This is a genomic window from Microcystis flos-aquae FACHB-1344, assembly GCF_014698375.1.
Taxonomy (GTDB): Bacteria; Cyanobacteriota; Cyanobacteriia; order Cyanobacteriales; family Microcystaceae; genus Microcystis; species Microcystis aeruginosa.
This window is the reverse complement of the sequence record NZ_JACJSW010000053.1, coordinates 1-16,706: the sequence shown is the minus strand read 5'-3', so window position 1 is coordinate 16,706 and position 16,706 is coordinate 1. Positions and strand designations below refer to the sequence as shown.

10 protein-coding genes and 3 pseudogenes are annotated in these 16,706 nt (G+C 40.0%); 4 read left to right on the top strand and 9 right to left on the bottom strand.

All coding sequences use genetic code 11. The annotated features are described in order from the left end of the window. Nucleotides 1-10 precede the first annotated feature (10 nt). The 4 genes from H6G48_RS04005 to H6G48_RS03990 are packed head-to-tail and all read left to right on the top strand — an operon-like array spanning nt 11 to nt 4,600. On the top strand, nt 11-793 hold the full coding sequence (locus tag H6G48_RS04005) for a CPBP family intramembrane glutamic endopeptidase (protein ID WP_190719311.1): 783 nt from the start codon (nt 11-13) through the stop codon (nt 791-793). Next, nucleotides 744-1,952 carry a M50 family metallopeptidase gene (locus tag H6G48_RS04000; protein WP_190719309.1) on the top strand — a complete coding sequence of 403 codons (1,209 nt, stop codon included), beginning with the start codon at nt 744-746 and terminating at the stop codon, nt 1,950-1,952. The genes H6G48_RS04005 and H6G48_RS04000 overlap by 50 nt, the downstream gene beginning before the upstream one ends. Then, nucleotides 1,952-3,160, top strand: coding sequence for an ABC transporter permease (locus H6G48_RS03995; protein WP_072924667.1), 1,209 nt, complete (start codon nt 1,952-1,954; stop codon nt 3,158-3,160). Before H6G48_RS04000 ends, H6G48_RS03995 begins: the two co-directional genes overlap by 1 nt. A gap of 9 nt (nt 3,161-3,169) precedes the next feature. Further along, complete coding sequence (locus tag H6G48_RS03990; RefSeq protein WP_190719307.1) at nt 3,170-4,600, top strand: efflux RND transporter periplasmic adaptor subunit; 1,431 nt, start codon at nt 3,170-3,172, stop codon at nt 4,598-4,600. A 24-nt stretch (nt 4,601-4,624) separates the two neighbouring features. Here H6G48_RS03990 and H6G48_RS03985 read toward each other — a convergent pair. From H6G48_RS03985 to H6G48_RS03945, 9 genes and pseudogenes are all read right to left on the bottom strand, one after another. Next, nucleotides 4,625-5,967, bottom strand: a pseudogene (locus tag H6G48_RS03985) (2-succinylbenzoate--CoA ligase). Then, complete coding sequence (locus H6G48_RS03980) at nt 5,943-6,908, bottom strand: o-succinylbenzoate synthase (RefSeq protein ID WP_190719303.1); 966 nt, start codon at nt 6,906-6,908, stop codon at nt 5,943-5,945. The pseudogene H6G48_RS03985 and the gene H6G48_RS03980 overlap by 25 nt, the downstream one beginning before the upstream one ends. 356 nt (nt 6,909-7,264) lie before the next feature. Further along, a complete protein-coding gene (locus H6G48_RS03975) occupies nt 7,265-13,168 on the bottom strand; it encodes a beta strand repeat-containing protein (RefSeq protein WP_190719301.1) in 5,904 nt (1,967 codons plus the stop codon). A gap of 131 nt (nt 13,169-13,299) precedes the next feature. Next, nucleotides 13,300-13,674: pseudogene (locus H6G48_RS03970) on the bottom strand (hypothetical protein); the annotation flags it as partial. A gap of 26 nt (nt 13,675-13,700) precedes the next feature. Then, nucleotides 13,701-14,735, bottom strand: a complete 1,035-nt coding sequence (locus H6G48_RS03965; RefSeq protein ID WP_190719296.1) for an RpnC/YadD family protein — start codon at nt 14,733-14,735, stop codon at nt 13,701-13,703. Next, nucleotides 14,732-15,079 (bottom strand): DUF4347 domain-containing protein, encoded by a 348-nt coding sequence (locus tag H6G48_RS03960; RefSeq protein WP_190719293.1) that lies wholly within the window; start codon nt 15,077-15,079, stop codon nt 14,732-14,734. The genes H6G48_RS03965 and H6G48_RS03960 overlap by 4 nt, the downstream gene beginning before the upstream one ends. Before the next feature lie 144 nt (nt 15,080-15,223). Further along, a complete protein-coding gene (locus tag H6G48_RS03955) occupies nt 15,224-15,661 on the bottom strand; it encodes a PIN domain-containing protein (RefSeq protein WP_190719290.1) in 438 nt (145 codons plus the stop codon). Nucleotide 15,662: 1 nt separating this feature from the next. After that, entirely contained in the window at nt 15,663-15,926 is a 264-nt protein-coding gene (locus tag H6G48_RS03950; protein WP_079205536.1) for an AbrB/MazE/SpoVT family DNA-binding domain-containing protein, read from the bottom strand. Nucleotides 15,927-16,205: 279 nt separating this feature from the next. Beyond that, nucleotides 16,206-16,568, bottom strand: a pseudogene (locus H6G48_RS03945) (hypothetical protein); the annotation flags it as partial. Nucleotides 16,569-16,706: the final 138 nt, after the last annotated feature.

Below are 16,706 nucleotides of genomic sequence, written 5' to 3'. Positions count from 1 at the left end.
TAAGAGAAAAATGGCAATACTCAAGGCAATAAAAGCGGATAGTATCAAGAAAGTTGGGCGAATCACTGCCCTGTTCTTCTTTCCTCTCTTCGGCAGTGCTATTTTAGCATTGCCTGCTTACTTATTGCAGGCAGATAACCAAATTTTATCCTTACTAATCTATGGAGGGCAGTTATTAGTCAGCTTATATCTAATTTATCGCTGGTATAGTTTTAAGGATTGTGGTCTAGGTGGCATTCCCCAACTGTCTTCCTTCCTTTGGGCCTTCTCTTTTTTAGCATTGCGTTCTCTAACTTGGGTTATCTTTTTGCCTTACCGTGTTAGCTTGCCCAAGTGGGAAATACTAATTCCAGATTTATTGTTTTTCCTATTCATCAATGGGGCAACTGAAGAAATTCACTTTCGCGGGTTACTTTATAGTGGAACCTTAAAAGAAATTTCTCGACCAGTAGTAGCGGCTGCTATCAGTTCTTTTTTATTTGGCCTGTTACACTTGTCTTTAGGACAGCCGAGTTGGATTCCTCTTTTCATTGCCGATGGCTTGGCTTGGTGTGCAATTCGCATGAGAACTAACAGTGTTTATCCAGCAATTCTCAGCCATGGCTTACAGAATTTGTTGTTCACTGATATTTTGCTAGTTCCTCAAGACCTTAGTCCCAGTACAGAAATCATTTACACTGTCACGGCGATTGCCGTGGATCTCGTATTTTTTCAGTTAGTAGGTTGCAAAAACTTGAAGCAATATGAACAGATTACCAGACATCCAGGGAATTCAAGAACGACTGATAGTTGATACATCTGAAGGTCGTCAAGTTTATCTATTAGCAGTGGGAACAAATCCCACCTATATTAGACTGTCATCTACTTCCTATTACCTTTTGGAACAGCACAGCTTGGGGGTTTCCTTCGAGTCAGTGGCTGAAGATCTGAATAAAAAAGGACAGCAGGTATCACCTGCTCAAGTTGAAGCAGCTTATCATAAAGTATTAGGACAAATTAATGAAATTGAGCGCAATCCTAAGTCAAAGCAGTCAGAATTTTTCTTCCGATTTCCCCTACTGCCGAAAAGTTGGGTTCGTCCCATCGCAGCTTCTCTTTCTTTTGCCTTTTCTAAAATTATTGTCTATTTTTTGCTAGGTTTCATGGCACTAGCCGTTGCTATTGCTCCCCATAATGATTTTAAGCTAGAAGTTACACCAGATGGCTTTTTCTGGGGCTATTTACTATTTCTATTTTCCCTAATAATTCATGAATTAGGTCACGCGAGTGCCTGTAGCCGTTATGGTAGTGAACCCAGTGATATTGGGTTTACTTTCTATCTGATTTGGCCAGCTTTTTATAGTGATGTTAGTGCCGCTTGGCGACTCAAGCGTTGGCAAAGGGTAATTGTCGATATCGGCGGCGTATTTTTCCAATTGGTAGTTGCTGCTGTTTATGTTATAATCTATAAATTTACTGATTTGCTCGCCTTTAAACTCGCTCTCTTGATGATTGTGGGCAGTTGTCTATTTACCCTCAATCCAGTCTTTAAGTTTGATGGCTATTGGTTCCTTGCTGATGCTTTGGGGGTGACAAATTTAGCGGCGCAACCCTTACGCATTTCTAATTATTTCTTCAATAAATTCAGGAAACGTCCAGTAAAACCTTTACCTTGGCCTCCCATAATTTTGATAATTTTAACCTTATATACTTTCCTGAGTTTTGCTATTTGGGGATATTTTCTTTGGTTCATTTTTCCTCTCTTCTGGCAAGAATCAGTCAAGTATCCCCAAGCAGTAGTTTCAATTACTTCTAAGCTTTGGCATTGGCCTCCTATTTTGAGTTTAGAAGAATTAAAAGCTTTTGCTACTTCAACTTTTCTAATCGCCATTTTTGGCTTGATGGTATGGCGTTTAATTCAAGCCCTAATTAATCTAAAATTACGCCGTCAAACTCAATCAGGAGGGAACTAATGAAAATTTTTGATTATTGGCAAATTGCCAGTCAAAATCTCCTCAAAAATAAACTGCGTAGTAGTCTGACTATGCTAGGAATTATTGTGGGTAATGCTTCCGTCATCACCTTATTCGGAATTGGTCAGGGAACACAAAATTTAGCAGCCCAGCAGTTTCAATCCTTGGGAACTAATGTTTTATTTGTCGTCCCTGATGTCAGCGATGGTTGGGGGACTACTTATCAAAAACCGAGAAGTTTAGTATTAGAAGATGCTAGAGCGATTGCCACTCAAGTGCCGGCCGTGTCAGAAGTTGCTCCTGAAATTCAATCGACCGAAGTTGCAAATTACGGCAGTAAAACCTTTGAGACTCGTGCTATTGGCACCACACCAGAATATCTCTCGGTGCGAAATTTTGATGTAGCTAAGGGGCGATTTTTGAATGAATCAGATATTGAAAGCAATAATTTAGTCGTGACTTTAGGACCAGAATTGGCAACAAAATTATTTAACCAAGAAAATCCTCTAAATCAATACGTGCGGATTAGAAATATTGATTTTCGCGTTATTGGAGTGATGAAACCGAAAGGTTCAGTATTAGGAACCAATTTAGATGATGTTGCCATGATACCAGTTACCACAATGGCCAATCGCCTGACTGGAAGAACCTCTTCTGCTGGTATAGAACTATCCTTTATTTCCTTTTCAGCACGAGATAAAACCAGAGTAGAAGCCGCCCTATTTCAAGTAAGAAATCTACTGCGACAGCGCCATCAGGCATCTGACTTTAGCATACAAACTCAAAAAGATTTGTCAGCAACTGCCGACCGGATTGCCAGCGCCCTGACTTTATTCTTAGTAGCGATCGCCAGTATCTCTCTTTTCGTCGGCGGCATTGGTATCATGAATATTATGCTGATTTCTGTAAGTGAGCGCACTTCAGAAATTGGACTACGAAAAGCAGTAGGAGCATCTGGCCGCCAGATTCTCATGCAGTTTCTTATTGAAGCAGTTATCCTTTCGGTACTTGGGGGGTCAATCGGGGCTTTTGTGGGAGTCGGCGGCAATATCCTCGTTGCTAGTTTTACTCCCCTCAAAGCCAGCATTTCTCCTCTAGTGATTGCTTTAACTTTAGGTGTGTCGGGAAGTATCGGACTATTTTTCGGAGTCGCCCCTGCCCGACAGGCAGCCCGACTAGACCCAATTGTCGCCTTGCGGAGTATATAAAACCTAACTATGCAAGTTCCAGTGATCCCCAAAATTACCCTCAAGCTCCCCCGTACCTGGACGATGGGAATCCTCACCGTCGGCATCATCGGCAGCACTGCTACAGTTTACCTAACATCGCGCCGTCCCGCTGCTCCCACAGACATCAATCACCTCACGGTTGCCGTCAAACAAGAGAACCTTACCTTAGAAATTCAAGCCAGCGGCACAGTTAGACCGATTGAAAGCGTCAATATTAGTCCCAAAACTTCCGGGCGCTTGACAGAACTTCTCGTGGAAAAAGGAGATCGGGTCAAGGAAGGGCAAGTTATCGCCCGCATGGAAGATACAGAAATTCGCACCCAACTAATAGAAGCGCAGGCTAACCTCAGTCGCCAAGAAGCCCGTCTCGCTGAATTGCTGGCGGGCAGCCGCCCTGAAGACATCGCCCAAGGTCTTGCCCGTTTGAGCCAAACCGAAGCCCGTCTCGCTCAATTACTGGCGGGCAGTCGCCTTGAAGACATTGCCCAAGCTCAAGCTCAACTAGAAGCAGTCCAAGCCAAAGAAAGACTCGCCGTCGCTAGACTGGAGAGGAACCGACAGCTTTTAGCCGATGGAGCGATCGCTGAAGATAAACTAGATGAAGCCACTGCCGATGCTGAGAGTGCTGCCGCTAATAGCCAAGAAGCAATGAACCAATTAGCTAAACTGAAAAATGGCAGCCGCCCCCAAGAAATTGCCCAGGCGCGTGCCGAAGTTGCTGAAGCTAAATCCGCACTAACAGAATTGGAAAATGGCAGCCGCCCCCAAGAAATTGCCCAAGCAAGGGCAGAAGTCGCCGTAGCCAAAGCTCAAGTTTTGCGGGTTCAATCCCAAATGCAAGATAGCGTGGTTGTGGCTCCCTTTTCCGGCTTGATTACTCAACGCTATGCCAGCATCGGTGCTTTTGTCACCCCAACTACTTCCGCTTCTAGTAGTGCTTCTGCTACTTCTACTTCAATTGTTGCTTTAGCCACGGGATTGGAGATTCTCGCCGAACTTTCAGAAGTAGATATTAGTAAAATAAAAGTCGGACAAATGGTGCAAATTCGTACTGATGCCTATCCGCAAAAAGTCTTTCAAGGGAGAGTCCGCTTGATTGCCCCAGAAGCAGTCAGGACTAACAATGTCACCTCTTTTCAGGTACAGATAGCAATTGAAACGGGACAGGAAAAACTCCTGTCGGGAATGAATGTGAGACTGACTCTTTTAGGGTCCTCAATTCCTCAGGCTTTAGTCGTACCAAATGTCGCTGTTTTAACTCAAAATGGCAAGACTGGGGTATTAGTTCCTAACCAGGAGAATAAACCTAAATTCCGTCCGGTGACTCTTGGCCCAGTCATCGGCGATAAAACTCAGGTTCTTAATGGGGTTAAGGTTGGAGAGCGGGTATTTATCGACTATCCTGAAGATTCTCCTTAGAGTATCTGTTTAGATCAGCTATAATTATCGTCTGGGGTTTGACTCGGTGTCAAAAAAGTTTCAGCTAATTTAATTAAATTGGTTCGATTAATCTTCCCCTGGGGACTTTTTGGTATCTCTGGTAATTTTATCCAATGTTTCGGCAGTTTATAATTGACTAATTTATCCTTAATCAGGGATTGAATACTTGCCTGGCCTATCTGAGAGTTAACGGGTACATAAAAAGCCACAATTACCTGTCCCCATCGAGAATCTGGCAATCCTAAAACCACCACATCTTTAACTAAATCAGTTTGTCTAATGGCATTTTCTACCTCAAAAGGATAAACATTTTCTCCTCCGGTAATTATTTTTTGACTATCGCGACCAATGATATATAAATAACCACTTTTATCCAAATAACCTAAGTCATCGGTCTCGAAGTAGCTTGCTTGATTAAGATGGGGATAATAACCTAAAAATAAAGATTTAGCTTCAATAATAATTTTCTGGTTATCGGGATTAATTTTTATCTGAGCATGGGGTAATAGCTGTCCACTACTATTATTTCCTCGTCGAAAATCTTCTGGTTTAAGGGTGACAATTTGTGAGGCAGTTTCTGTCATTCCATAGGTGGGAGATAGGCAAATATTATATTCTCTAGCTTTTTCTAGTAAAGATGGCCATGCAGGGGAACCTCCTAGGAAAACTGTTTTAAAATTGGCTAACCATCGAGGATCATTTTCTAGAAAGAATTGTAATTGAGTGGGGACTAAGGAGATAAAATAATCTTGAAGATTGAGATTATTGACACGCTTTTGTTTGATTTTATGGTAAGGAATAACAGCAAAATTTCCCCCAGTTAAAAAACTTCTGAGAAACTGCATTAAACCACTAACATGATATAAGGGCAGTAGGCAAAAAGAGTTAACCTGCTTGACTTGAAAATATTCAGAGAAACCTTTGACAGAAGCATTTAAAGTTAACCAGTTGTGGATAGCAAAGCGAATTTTTCCCGAGGTTCCTCCCGTGGGTATCATCAGAGAATTAGTCAAAGGATTGACAGGAGGAGAATTATGGTTAAAAACTTTGATATTTTCGCCAAAAATATCATCGGGTTGCACCAGAGAGAAAACCTGTTGCCATTCGTTAGTTTTCCAGTCGGGATTAGCTAAAAATAGGCAACTTTTTGACCTGACGGCAGCCAAGAATATCGCTAAGAATTTAAGGGGATTGCCTTCAGCAAGCAGTATAGTTAATCGAGGATTATCTGCGGCAATAAATTGCCGAGCATAGGACTGATATAATTGATAAAATTTCTGGCTATTGTATCCATATAACCAATCTTTTTGACTGAGATATGCTAATTGTTTGCTGATGTCGTCCACAGTTTTTCCAACCAATCGGGTTCACTATTATTAAACCATTGTTGCACACCAAAACCTAAAGCTCGCTCCTTTTTGGGGTATTCTTGTGCTAGACGTAAAGCGGATTTTCTGCCGATATTAGTTTCTAAAACAGAGGAAAATACTAAATCTAAGGGATATTTTTCCCTTAGATTTCTTAACCCTTGTATTGAACCAGTAATAGCAGGTTTAATCACAAAAATTCCTCGCCATCCCCGTTGATAACATTCCTCTATTTGTCGAAGATTGGCTACGGATTCATCTAAGGCAATCTCCGTGGTAAAATCTTGACTTAATTGCAACATTTCTAACCATTGAGATGGGGGTAAAGGTTGTTCGATAAATTCAATTATTTTAGATTCATCGGCAATTTTTAACCAGATTCTACTCTCAGCAATACTTAATCCCCCATTGGCATCTAAACGCAATTTAATGTTCCTGGGTAATCGTTCAATTAATTTTTCAAATAAGGTTAACTCTTGCTTGAGAGAATTGACCGCAATTTTCCATTTATAAGTATTAGTTTGATTAGCGGCTAAAATATCATCCAGACAGGGAAATACTGCCGCACCAGTGGGTAATAAATAACTATACTTTTTCGGTTCTAATTCTCTTGATTTATTCTCGATACTTAAATCTTCTAAAGCTGATTCAAAGGCAAATTGACAAGCAGGAAATTGTTCGGGAATAGAAAAAATTGAATTTATTGATAGGGGATTTTCGAGACTTTGACAGAATAATATTGCTGCCGATAATGTTTCTGAACCAAATTCAGGTAAAGGAGCAATTTCTCCCCATCCTATACGTCCATCTTCCGCTTCTAAGCGAATAATAATTCCTTCCCTAATTTGCCAGAGTCCGTGATGGGTTTGTAGGGGACGCAGCAAAGGACGCTGATAAACACGAAATTGCCAGAAATACATGATTAACTATAAGTAGTCGTGAAAAGCTTAACATGAGCAGGCGTTGGGTTTCATGTTTCAAACCAACCTACGTTCATCTTATATTTAATTCTACCCACTTAGATAGTGGGACAGGCTTCTGATTCTTTGTATTTTATCTTTAATTGTAACCAGCTACTTAGTTGATAATAGGTGGTGCGTTACTTCAATCATAGTCCATCACACAATCACAGTCGATGATAGGTGGTGCGTTACTTCAATCATAGTCCATCACACAATCACAGTCGATGATAGGTGGTGCGTTACGACGGATTGTCACCTTCCAGTCAAAGCAGCAATTTTTGGCCGTCTAACGCACCCTACAAGCTGTATTAAGATTAAACTAATACAAGTATATCAGAGGCGGTAAGAGTGGGTTTAGAACTAAGAGTTGCAATTTGAATAGCTGCTAGTGTACCTGTCCCGTCCCCATCAAAGAATAATCCTCCAGTGATTGTATTATAAATAAAGCGATTGCTGGCATTTAATGCAGTTGTTCCTAACACAAATTGAGCGGTTGTAATCGCAACTCCTGCGGCTAAACCACCGCCAAAACCCGCAGCAGAGACAGTAATTTTATCCCCCTGACTGGAGAGAAAATCAGTAATTGTGTCAATCCCTTCATTGCGGTTGTTGAAGGTGAAGCGATCGCTACCTGTGCCTCCCGTTATGGTATCATTACCAGTACCACCAATCAAGGTATCATTCCCATCACTACCATTGAGGGTATTATTACCACTATTACCGGTGATAATGTTATTTAAGGTGTTACCAGTTCCGTTAATATTTGCGGTTCCCGTTAAGGTGAGGTTTTCTAGGTTATTTCCCAGGGTATAAGTTACAGAAGATTGAACAGTATCTGTACCTTGGTTGGCATTTTCCGTAATCGTATCGGTAGTAGTATCAACTTGATAAGTATCATTCCCTAAACCACCGATTAGGGTATCAATTCCCGCACCACCATTGAGAGTATTATTACCGCTATTACCTGTCAGGATGTTATTAGCAGCGTTACCAGTTCCGTTAATATTTGCGGTTCCGTTTAAGGTCAGATTTTCCACATTAGCGGGTAGGGTAGTGGTGACATTAGCGGTTAAGGTATCGCTAATGGTGACAATTCCTTGATTATTGCTAAGAGTTGCATTGACGGGATTACTGAGGTTAATGGCAAAAGTTTCGTTTGCCTCATTAAGGTTATCATTGAGGATGGGAATGCTAATAGTAGCAGTGGAAGTATTAGGTGCAATGGTGATAGTTCCGGTCTTGCTAGTGTAATCTACATTGGCGGTAGCGTTAACGGGTGCAGTAGTATAATTGACGCTAATTTGTTGTGGATTGGGGTTATCAACTGTGACGGTGAGGATAGCATTACTATTTTGACCTTCGACCACGGTGATATTATTGATGGAGAGTTTGGAGAAATCGTCATTAGTAATTGTCCCCGTCACTGCGGTGGCCGTACCTATTGTATAACCGGTCCCCGCAGCGAGGGTTAAAATAACAGTCTCATCCGGTTCAACTATGGTATCCGCAGTGGGGTCAACTGTTACGGTAGCAGTGGATGAATTAGCAGCAAAGGTGACTGTATTGGTAGTCCCTGTACGAGTGTAATCGGTATTAAGAGTAGCTGTCCCTCCGAGGGTGTAATTGACGGTTAAAGCGTTAGTTGTTACACCAGTACGGGTGAAGGTATAAACCAGATTACTTGTCCCGTCTTCAGTAACACTACTAGGAGAAACCGCAAGAGTGACATTGGTATCATCATTATTAATTGTTCCGGTAACTGCGGTAGTTGTCCCAATTGTATAACCTGTCCCGGTCGCGAGGGTTAAAATAACAGTCTCATCGGGTTCAACTGTGGTATCAGCAGTGGGGTCAACAGTTATAGTAGCAGTGGATGAATTAGCAGCGAAGGTGACTGTATTGGTAGTCCCGGTACGAGTGTAGTCGGTATTGAGGGTAGCTGTCCCTCCGAGGGTGTAATTGACTGTTAAAGCATTAGTTGTGGAACCGCTACGGGTAAAAGTGTAAACCAAGTTGGTTGTCCCATCTTCAGTCACACTACTGGGAGAAATCGCAAGAGTGATACTGGGAAGGGTGACATCATCATTCTTAATGGTTCCCGTCACTGGGGTGGTTGTACCTACTTTATAACCTGTCCCCGCAGCGAGGGTTAAGGTGACAGTTTCATCACTTTCTACTGTAGTATCAGCAGTGGGGTCAACTGTTACGGTAGCAGTGGATGAATTAGCAGCAAAGGTGACTGTATTGGTAGTCCCTGTACGAGTGTAGTCGGTATTGAGAGTAGCTGTCCCTCCGAGGGTGTAATTGACGGTTAAAGGATTAGTGGTGGAACCGGTACGAGTGAAGGTATAAACCAGATTTGTTGTCCCATCTTCAGTTACGCTTGCGGGAGAAACCGCAAGAGTGATATTAGGAAGGGTGACATCATCATTGGTAATTGTTCCTAATCCTTGATTATCTGTAATCAGCGCATTGCTAGGATTAGAAAGGTTAATCAAGAAAGTCTCATCCGGTTCAATTGCAGTATCACCATTGACGGAAATAATAATATCTTGGCTGATTTGTCCCGGTGTAAAGGTGATAGTACCTGTTTTGGCTGTATAGTCGCTTCCTGCTGTTGCTGTGTTATTAGCAGTGGCATAATTTACGGTAATTGTTTGGGTACTTGTGGTTGACAATATAACTTTAAATATCAGGTTATTTGTTCCTGAATTGTTTTCTACAATTGTCGGATTTGAGATAGTAAAGAATGGTTTATCCCAATCGGCTGCTGTCCAGGTTGTTGTTGCTTGCCAAGTTTGGGGTGTCCATTCATCAATACTTTTCCAAGCATCTCCTGACCATTTAGTTGTAGCTTGCCAAGCGTTATCTCCCCAGTCAGGTATGGCATCCCAAAAGTTATCAATTGTCTGTGATGCTGTAGCTGTTGTTGCTATTTCATAGCTATTTGTGTCCAGAAAAGATGATGCAAGCTTTAGCGTTGAATTGCTTTGATTTGCAGTTGATGGAGATAAACCAAGTTTCTTGTCAGACTGTCCAATAATCGCATTCCACGCATCTGAAGTCCAAGATTTAGCTGCGTTGTAAGCGGATGTTACTGCATCGGATATAGTTCCAAGACCATCAATGGCACTTCCAATTGCTTTTCGATTCAGTTCAACGGTTCCACGATAAGTTAAAGCTGCACCCAGAATTGGACTTATTAGAGTAACGGCTGCTTGAAGAGCAAAATAATCAGCATCAGGCAAATATGTAAACCAGTAACTACTTAAATCATTAGTATTTCCGTTGGCAACTTTCCGAGTTAAATCTGTCGGCTTTGACAAATTAGTTCTTGTAATAGTTTGATTTAAGACGGGAACTGAATGTTTTTCAAAAGTAATTGCAGATGTTAGTTTTGAATATTTTTCTAAGTTCCAGACTCCACTCAGATATTTTGAACCTGCAATGCTAACCAAATCAGCCGAAGTTATGTAATGAGTGACACCTAAGTTATTAGTAGCGTTGAAATTAATGCCGGGTTGTTGGGAAATACCCGGACTATTGAAAGTAACAATCTTTCCGAGTTGTCCTGTATAACTACCCCCTACCCACTGACTTAATGCACCGCCTAAACTATGTCCTGTAATATGAGGTTTTAGAGTCAATCCGCTTACGGGATTAGATACTTCTGAAAGCCATTGATTGATTGCGGCTTTATTGTTATTAAATTGATTATAGCCAACTCCTTCGGTTTCAGTATCACTTAATAAATCTTTACCAGATGAGAATTCAGTACCCCGAATGGCTAAAACAGGAGGTTTAGCAAGGTCATAAATTGTGCCATCAGTGAAGGTATAGGATTGCTTGGTGCTGGTGAGTTGGTTGATTAGATTCTGTCCAGCAGTATAGGCGGCGGTATTGTTACCGCCTGAAGTGTTGGCAATATCTTGCAGTAAGTTATTGCTATTGGATGTAAATTCATTGGCATTAAGGGGATTGGCTAAAACCAGAAAGAATTTTTCATCAGAAGTTAAACCAAAAGCATCAAATCCTGTGGTAGAATCTTTGAAAACTTTATTGATACGATAGCCTTCGTAACCCAGGTCACTATAGTCATAGATCTTATCTACTTCTTTGCCTTTGTCCGTATCTGTCCAATTACGATAAGCGGTGTCTCTAGCAAAAATCTCAAAGGTTTGGTCGGTAGGAGGCGCACTTCCTAAAACAGTAATTTCTATTTGTTTACTGGTTTGTCCTGGGAAGAAGGAGAGGGTTTGTTTGACAACATTGTTAAAATCTTTTAATTGGTTAGGGTCTATTGAATTGGCACTTCCATCAAGGGTATAGTAATCAACGGTTATGGGTTTATCATAGGTTGAGGATAGTTTAACCTCGAAAATAACCTTCCCTGCGGGAGCATCAAACCGCGCATTACTGACTGATATCGTTGGTTTAGGTGGAGGATTAGGAGTGGGTGGGAGTCCAAAAACACTCCCCTCAGTAAATATATCTGGATGTCGATGATCTTTGGAATACCAAGGATAATAACTAGATGTGACGTTGGGGCCTAAATACCAAACTTTGTTCGCAGTATTTCCACTAATAATACTATTTGTATACCATTTATTATCCCCATACGGATTGATACTTCTATTGAAAACACCACCACCGTAATCGGCACTATTGCCAGTAATAATATTATTATTCAAATATAAGCCATCTAATGTTAAATACGGACTTGGATGGTCATTGTAAATTCCCCCTCCTTTATCATTAGCCGTATTACCAACTATTGTGTTGTTGATTGAAGATAATGTTCCACTCTGTTTATAAATTCCCCCTCCACTATCAGCTGTATTACCAGTTATTGCATTATTTTCTAATGTTAATGCCACCCCACTGGCATTGGCGTAAATTCCCCCTCCTCGTTTAGCCGTATTATCAGTTATTGTATTTTTGTTGATTATTCTGGTTGATGTTGCCCCCCACGAAATGTAAATTCCCCCTCCACTATCAGCTGTATTACCAGTTATTGTATTGTTGGTTAATAATGTTGATGTTGATTCTCCAAATGACGAAGTGTAAATTCCCCCTCCCGTATAAGTAGCCTTATTACCAGTTATTTTATTGTTAGTTAATGTTAATGTTCCCCCGCTAAAAATTCCCCCTCCATAACCAGCCGTATTACCAGTTATTGTATTGTTGGTTAATGTTAATGTTCCCCCGCTAACGCTAAAAATTCCCCCTCCATAACCAGCCGTATTACCAGATATTGTATTGTTGGTTAATGTTAATGTTCCATTGTTTTCAATTCCCCCTCCCGTATTACCAGATATTGTATTGTTGGTTAATGTTAATTTTCCACTGTTGTAAATCCCTCTTCCTGCTTTGTTGCTGATATAGAGATTATTTAATGTAACTCCAAGTTTACTAGAGTTGTATATAATAGAATTATTATCATTTTGTCCAGAGATAGGACTAGCATTATTAACAATAGAAGCTAGTGCTGTTCCATCAGTTTCAATGGTAATCGTACCATTCGTATTCAAACTGCGATCGCCTGTTGTCGTATTATTAACATAAGTTAAAGCATAAGTCGTTCCTGATTTCAGCTTAATAATATAGGGAGTATTAGGACTTTTATTAGCAATTGTAACAGCATCCCGCAAAGATAAACCACTCCCAATAGTGGCACTTCCATCATTCTCATCTATAGTAGTATTAACGATTAAAGTAATTGGTGCTGTTTGTTCAACCCCTATAAATTGTCCCTCTAAATCAATAACAGCACGATCATCTTCTGCTTGAATATAAGTTAACTCAGCCTCAGTTAAATTAACCCCTCTCACCAGATGAGAAAATAATTCTCCCTCATCCCCCACCGTATCCACCCTATTAATTTGAGCATCCACATAATGCCCAATTTCTTCTAAAATCACCGTAACCAAAGCATCTAAACTAGCAGAAGCAAAAAAGCTTTCAGATAGATATATCTTATTGGTGCTAATCCCATAAGCGCCATTTGCACTACCTAAAACACTGCTGTTGACAACCTCAATCTCAGGAAGTTGACTAAAATTTCGGCTTTGCCACTGCTGTTGTATTTCTGTCGCCTTAACCACATCATAACTTGTGCCAAAAGCGGTTTCTAAATTCGCCCAAAAACCATCAGATTCAGCGAAATTAAACAAAACATCGTAAATAGCAGGAAGAATCGGCAAAAGAGAAGAAGTCATGATATTAACTGTAAAGGTTTATTGCTAACATTTTTAGCTCAACAATCCCCAATCTTTCAAGGGGGATATAACAAAAATTTACAGAAAACGGGTTTCTCAAAGGAACCCGTTTTCTAGATATTAGGATAAGATTATTGGATTCTTGCCAAAGACTGCTTAAATTCTGCGAGAGAATTAGCGGTAGCTGCTAATTTTAGTAGCTCTTCTAAGATAGTAGGGTTAGTCATTTTGCCGATTATCTCTTCAATTTCTGAAGAAATCTGTCCAAACCGCACGGTTAAAACTGTTTTTATGGCATCGCGGCTTTTTTCTAGCACCCCAATTTCCTTGCCAATTTCCTTACCAATTTCCTTGCCAATTTCTTTACCGCGTTCGATTCCTCGTAACTCCATATTACTTACTAAAGGCATGGTTCTTTCCTCCTCAAATTGTTTGATTTTACTCTCTAAACTTGACTGTAATTCAGGGGATAAAGTCATCATATTATCGATGATTTCAAACAGTTTACTAAGTAAGGTAGGTATTACCCACACTACTTATTTATGATGATACTAAAAGACTTCCTACACTCCTCAAAAGAATTTACTATAAGTGCGGCTTTTAACATCTCTTCTAAAACCGAAATAACTGAAGCATCATTGAGACATTGTCCAATATCTCCAGGGATATCGCCTAGTCGGTTTTCCAAAACTTTTTTCACAAAATCACGAGCATTTTCTAACGCTCCAATTTCCTTGCCTATTTCCTTACCAATTTCCTTACCAATTTCCTTACCGCGTTCCATTCCTCGTAACTCCCCAATTTCCTCACCAATTTTCCTTCCTCGTAACTCCAGATTACTCATTAAAGGCATGGTTCTTTCCTCCTCAAATTGTTTGATTTTACTCTCTAAGCTTTCCTGTAATTTAGTTGATAAAGTCATCATATTGTCGATGATTTCAAACAGTTTAATTATCTGTTCCCTCTTAAACTCCTTTTCATATAATCCCCTGATTAACTTCCACTTCCACTGTTCCCGTTCTGGCAGCTTCCCAGTAGTCGCTTTTGTTTTCAGATGTGCCATGACTATTATAGCAAAGGGATTGCTACTTGCTTCTAGTTCTGACCAGCTTTCCTCATAGTCCAGTAATTTAACCGTTGGGAATCTCAGACTCACTTCACAGCCGGCGATAGTATAATTATAGGAATCTGGTCGCCAATTTACTCGTTCATCTCCTAAAATTGCCAGACTGATAACTGGTTTCTGATACAAATCAAAGGCCCGATAGTTATAAATATACATCCTCTGAGGGAAATTTTCTTCGTATTGACTTTGAATTTCAATATGAATCAAAATCCAGACTTCTTCACCCCTGAGTAACCAAACTTTATAGAGTTTGTCAGCGAAACGTTTTTTTGTCTTTGCTGAAGCGGTAATCCGTTTGAGTTCTTTTTCTAGGGATTCGGGAGTTTTTGTCCAATCAATCAATTGGTGAACTTCAGGAAAAAAGAAATCTAAAAAGGCTTTAAAATACTCGCTTAATGCTTCTTTCCAGGGTTCATCATAATTGGCGGTTGGTTGTTTCATTTGAGTTGTTTGCTTACTCGTAGGCTGTGAAGCGCGATAGCGTAACGCACTGATTTAATAATAGAGGTGGTGGTAATAATCTGGGGATTTTGTGGTAAAAAAGCGGATATTTGTTCGATTCTGTCTTGATTGGGAGAGAGAATAACGGTGGCGACTTCTGGAATTACTCCAGCTTGGAGACTTTGATAATCGGTGACACCAGCATCGAGGAAGACTACGGTAGGGGTTAAACGCTGATTTCTCACACTATCCACCTGATTAGCTTGACTCAAGCCATCAGATTGGGCAAAATCGAACAAAACATCGTAAATAGCAGGAAGAATCGGCAACAGTGAAGAAGTCATGACATTAACTGCAAAGGTTTATTGCTAATAGTTTTAGCCCAACAATACCCAATCTTTCAAGACCCCTGTAACAGAAATTAATATTTATACAGAAAACGGGTTTCAAGAAACCCGTTTTCTAAAGGCAATCACTAATACCCTAAGTCATAACTCATGATTAATAATTGAGCGAATGTCTTGTATAAATTGCGATGGCGTTTGCATAATTATTCCTGTTTGTTCAGCAACGCGTGACGTAAAATCTTTGGTGTTTAAGCTTAGTAATCTATCTGCATTAGCCAATAAAGCAGCTGCAAGAATAGGAGCATCTTTTTCTTCAATAATTTTACAAAATCGTAAGAATTGTTCTTGAGATGGATTCGGTAAAATTTCAGGATTTATCTGGCTGATAAGTTGCTTGAAAATGGGAAGCGCTAAGGGAATTTTTTTATAAAGATTTCGCTGGCATTCTTCTAACACTTGTTCTGAAATAAGTATTTTAAATAAGCCAATTTCAGCCATTGTCAGCACTGCTCGACTTGCACCTGTTTTAGAAGCTGCACCAGCAATTAAGATACTGGAATCAGCAAAAATTCTCTTCATATTAATGTTTTTGTTGGTATATTTTTTGCCTTTCTTCGTCTAATCCTTGTAATAAATCATTCAGTGTAACATTGGCTTCTTCTCGAATTGTTGTAATTTGGTCAGACAGTTGAGGGACTTTTGGTTGTTGTAAAGTCAACAAAATAATACCCTCAATTTCTATTAAATTTAATAAATCTCCTTCGCAAAGATTGAGTTTATCTTGGATAGCTTGAGGAACATTAATTGTTCCATTTTTTTCTAAGCGAATAGCAAAAGAGTTCATGATTGATATTTATTGACGTAATTTATTGAAAATTATAGCATTTTTTGATAGTGCGGTCTGCTCCTCAGTGTTTTTGGCACGCTTATCTCGTAGCCAGATCAGAAAAACTGTATCATCTACCCCCTCACAATGACAATTTTAGTGGGTCATGGCGGGAAGGCGATCGCCATAAGTCCAGAAAACGGGTTCCTTGAAAAAATCCGTTTTCTCGATATTGTTTTTTGGCTGAGGGTTTCAAGGTGAATGGGTGGACAATGCCTACCCTACGGCAAGATTTTCTTATTGGATTCTTGCCAAAGACTGCTTAAATTCTGCGAGAGAATTAGCGGTAGCTGCTAATTTTAGTAGCTCTTCTAAGATAGTAGGGTTAGTGATTTTGCCGATTATCTCTTCAATTTCTGAAGAAATTTGTCCAAACCGCACAGTTAAAACTGTTTTTATGGCATCGCGGCTTTTTTGTAATGCTCCAATTTCCTTACCAATTTCCTTACCAATTTCCTTACCGCGTTCTATCCCTCGTAACTCCATATTACTCATTAAAGGCATGGTTCTTTCCTCCTCAAATTGTTTGATTTTACTCTCTAAGCTTGACTGTAATTCAGGGTATAAAGTCATCATATTGTCGATGATTTCAAACAGTTTACTAAGTAAGGTAGGTATTAGCCAAACTACTTATTTATGATGATACTAAAAGACTTCCTACACTCCTCAAAAGAATTTACTATAAGTGCGGCTTTTAACATCTCTTCTAAAACCGAAATAACTGAAGCATCATTGAGA

Coding starts and splice junctions, on each gene's coding strand:
- H6G48_RS04005 (WP_190719311.1), top strand. CDS start 11: ATGGCAATACTCAAGGCAATAAAAGCGGATAGTATCAAGAAAGTTGGG.
- H6G48_RS04000 (WP_190719309.1), top strand. CDS start 744: ATGAACAGATTACCAGACATCCAGGGAATTCAAGAACGACTGATAGTT.
- H6G48_RS03995 (WP_072924667.1), top strand. CDS start 1,952: ATGAAAATTTTTGATTATTGGCAAATTGCCAGTCAAAATCTCCTCAAA.
- H6G48_RS03990 (WP_190719307.1), top strand. CDS start 3,170: ATGCAAGTTCCAGTGATCCCCAAAATTACCCTCAAGCTCCCCCGTACC.
- H6G48_RS03980 (WP_190719303.1), bottom strand. CDS start 6,908: ATGTATTTCTGGCAATTTCGTGTTTATCAGCGTCCTTTGCTGCGTCCC.
- H6G48_RS03975 (WP_190719301.1), bottom strand. CDS start 13,168: ATGACTTCTTCTCTTTTGCCGATTCTTCCTGCTATTTACGATGTTTTG.
- H6G48_RS03965 (WP_190719296.1), bottom strand. CDS start 14,735: ATGAAACAACCAACCGCCAATTATGATGAACCCTGGAAAGAAGCATTA.
- H6G48_RS03960 (WP_190719293.1), bottom strand. CDS start 15,079: ATGACTTCTTCACTGTTGCCGATTCTTCCTGCTATTTACGATGTTTTG.
- H6G48_RS03955 (WP_190719290.1), bottom strand. CDS start 15,661: ATGAAGAGAATTTTTGCTGATTCCAGTATCTTAATTGCTGGTGCAGCT.
- H6G48_RS03950 (WP_079205536.1), bottom strand. CDS start 15,926: ATGAACTCTTTTGCTATTCGCTTAGAAAAAAATGGAACAATTAATGTT.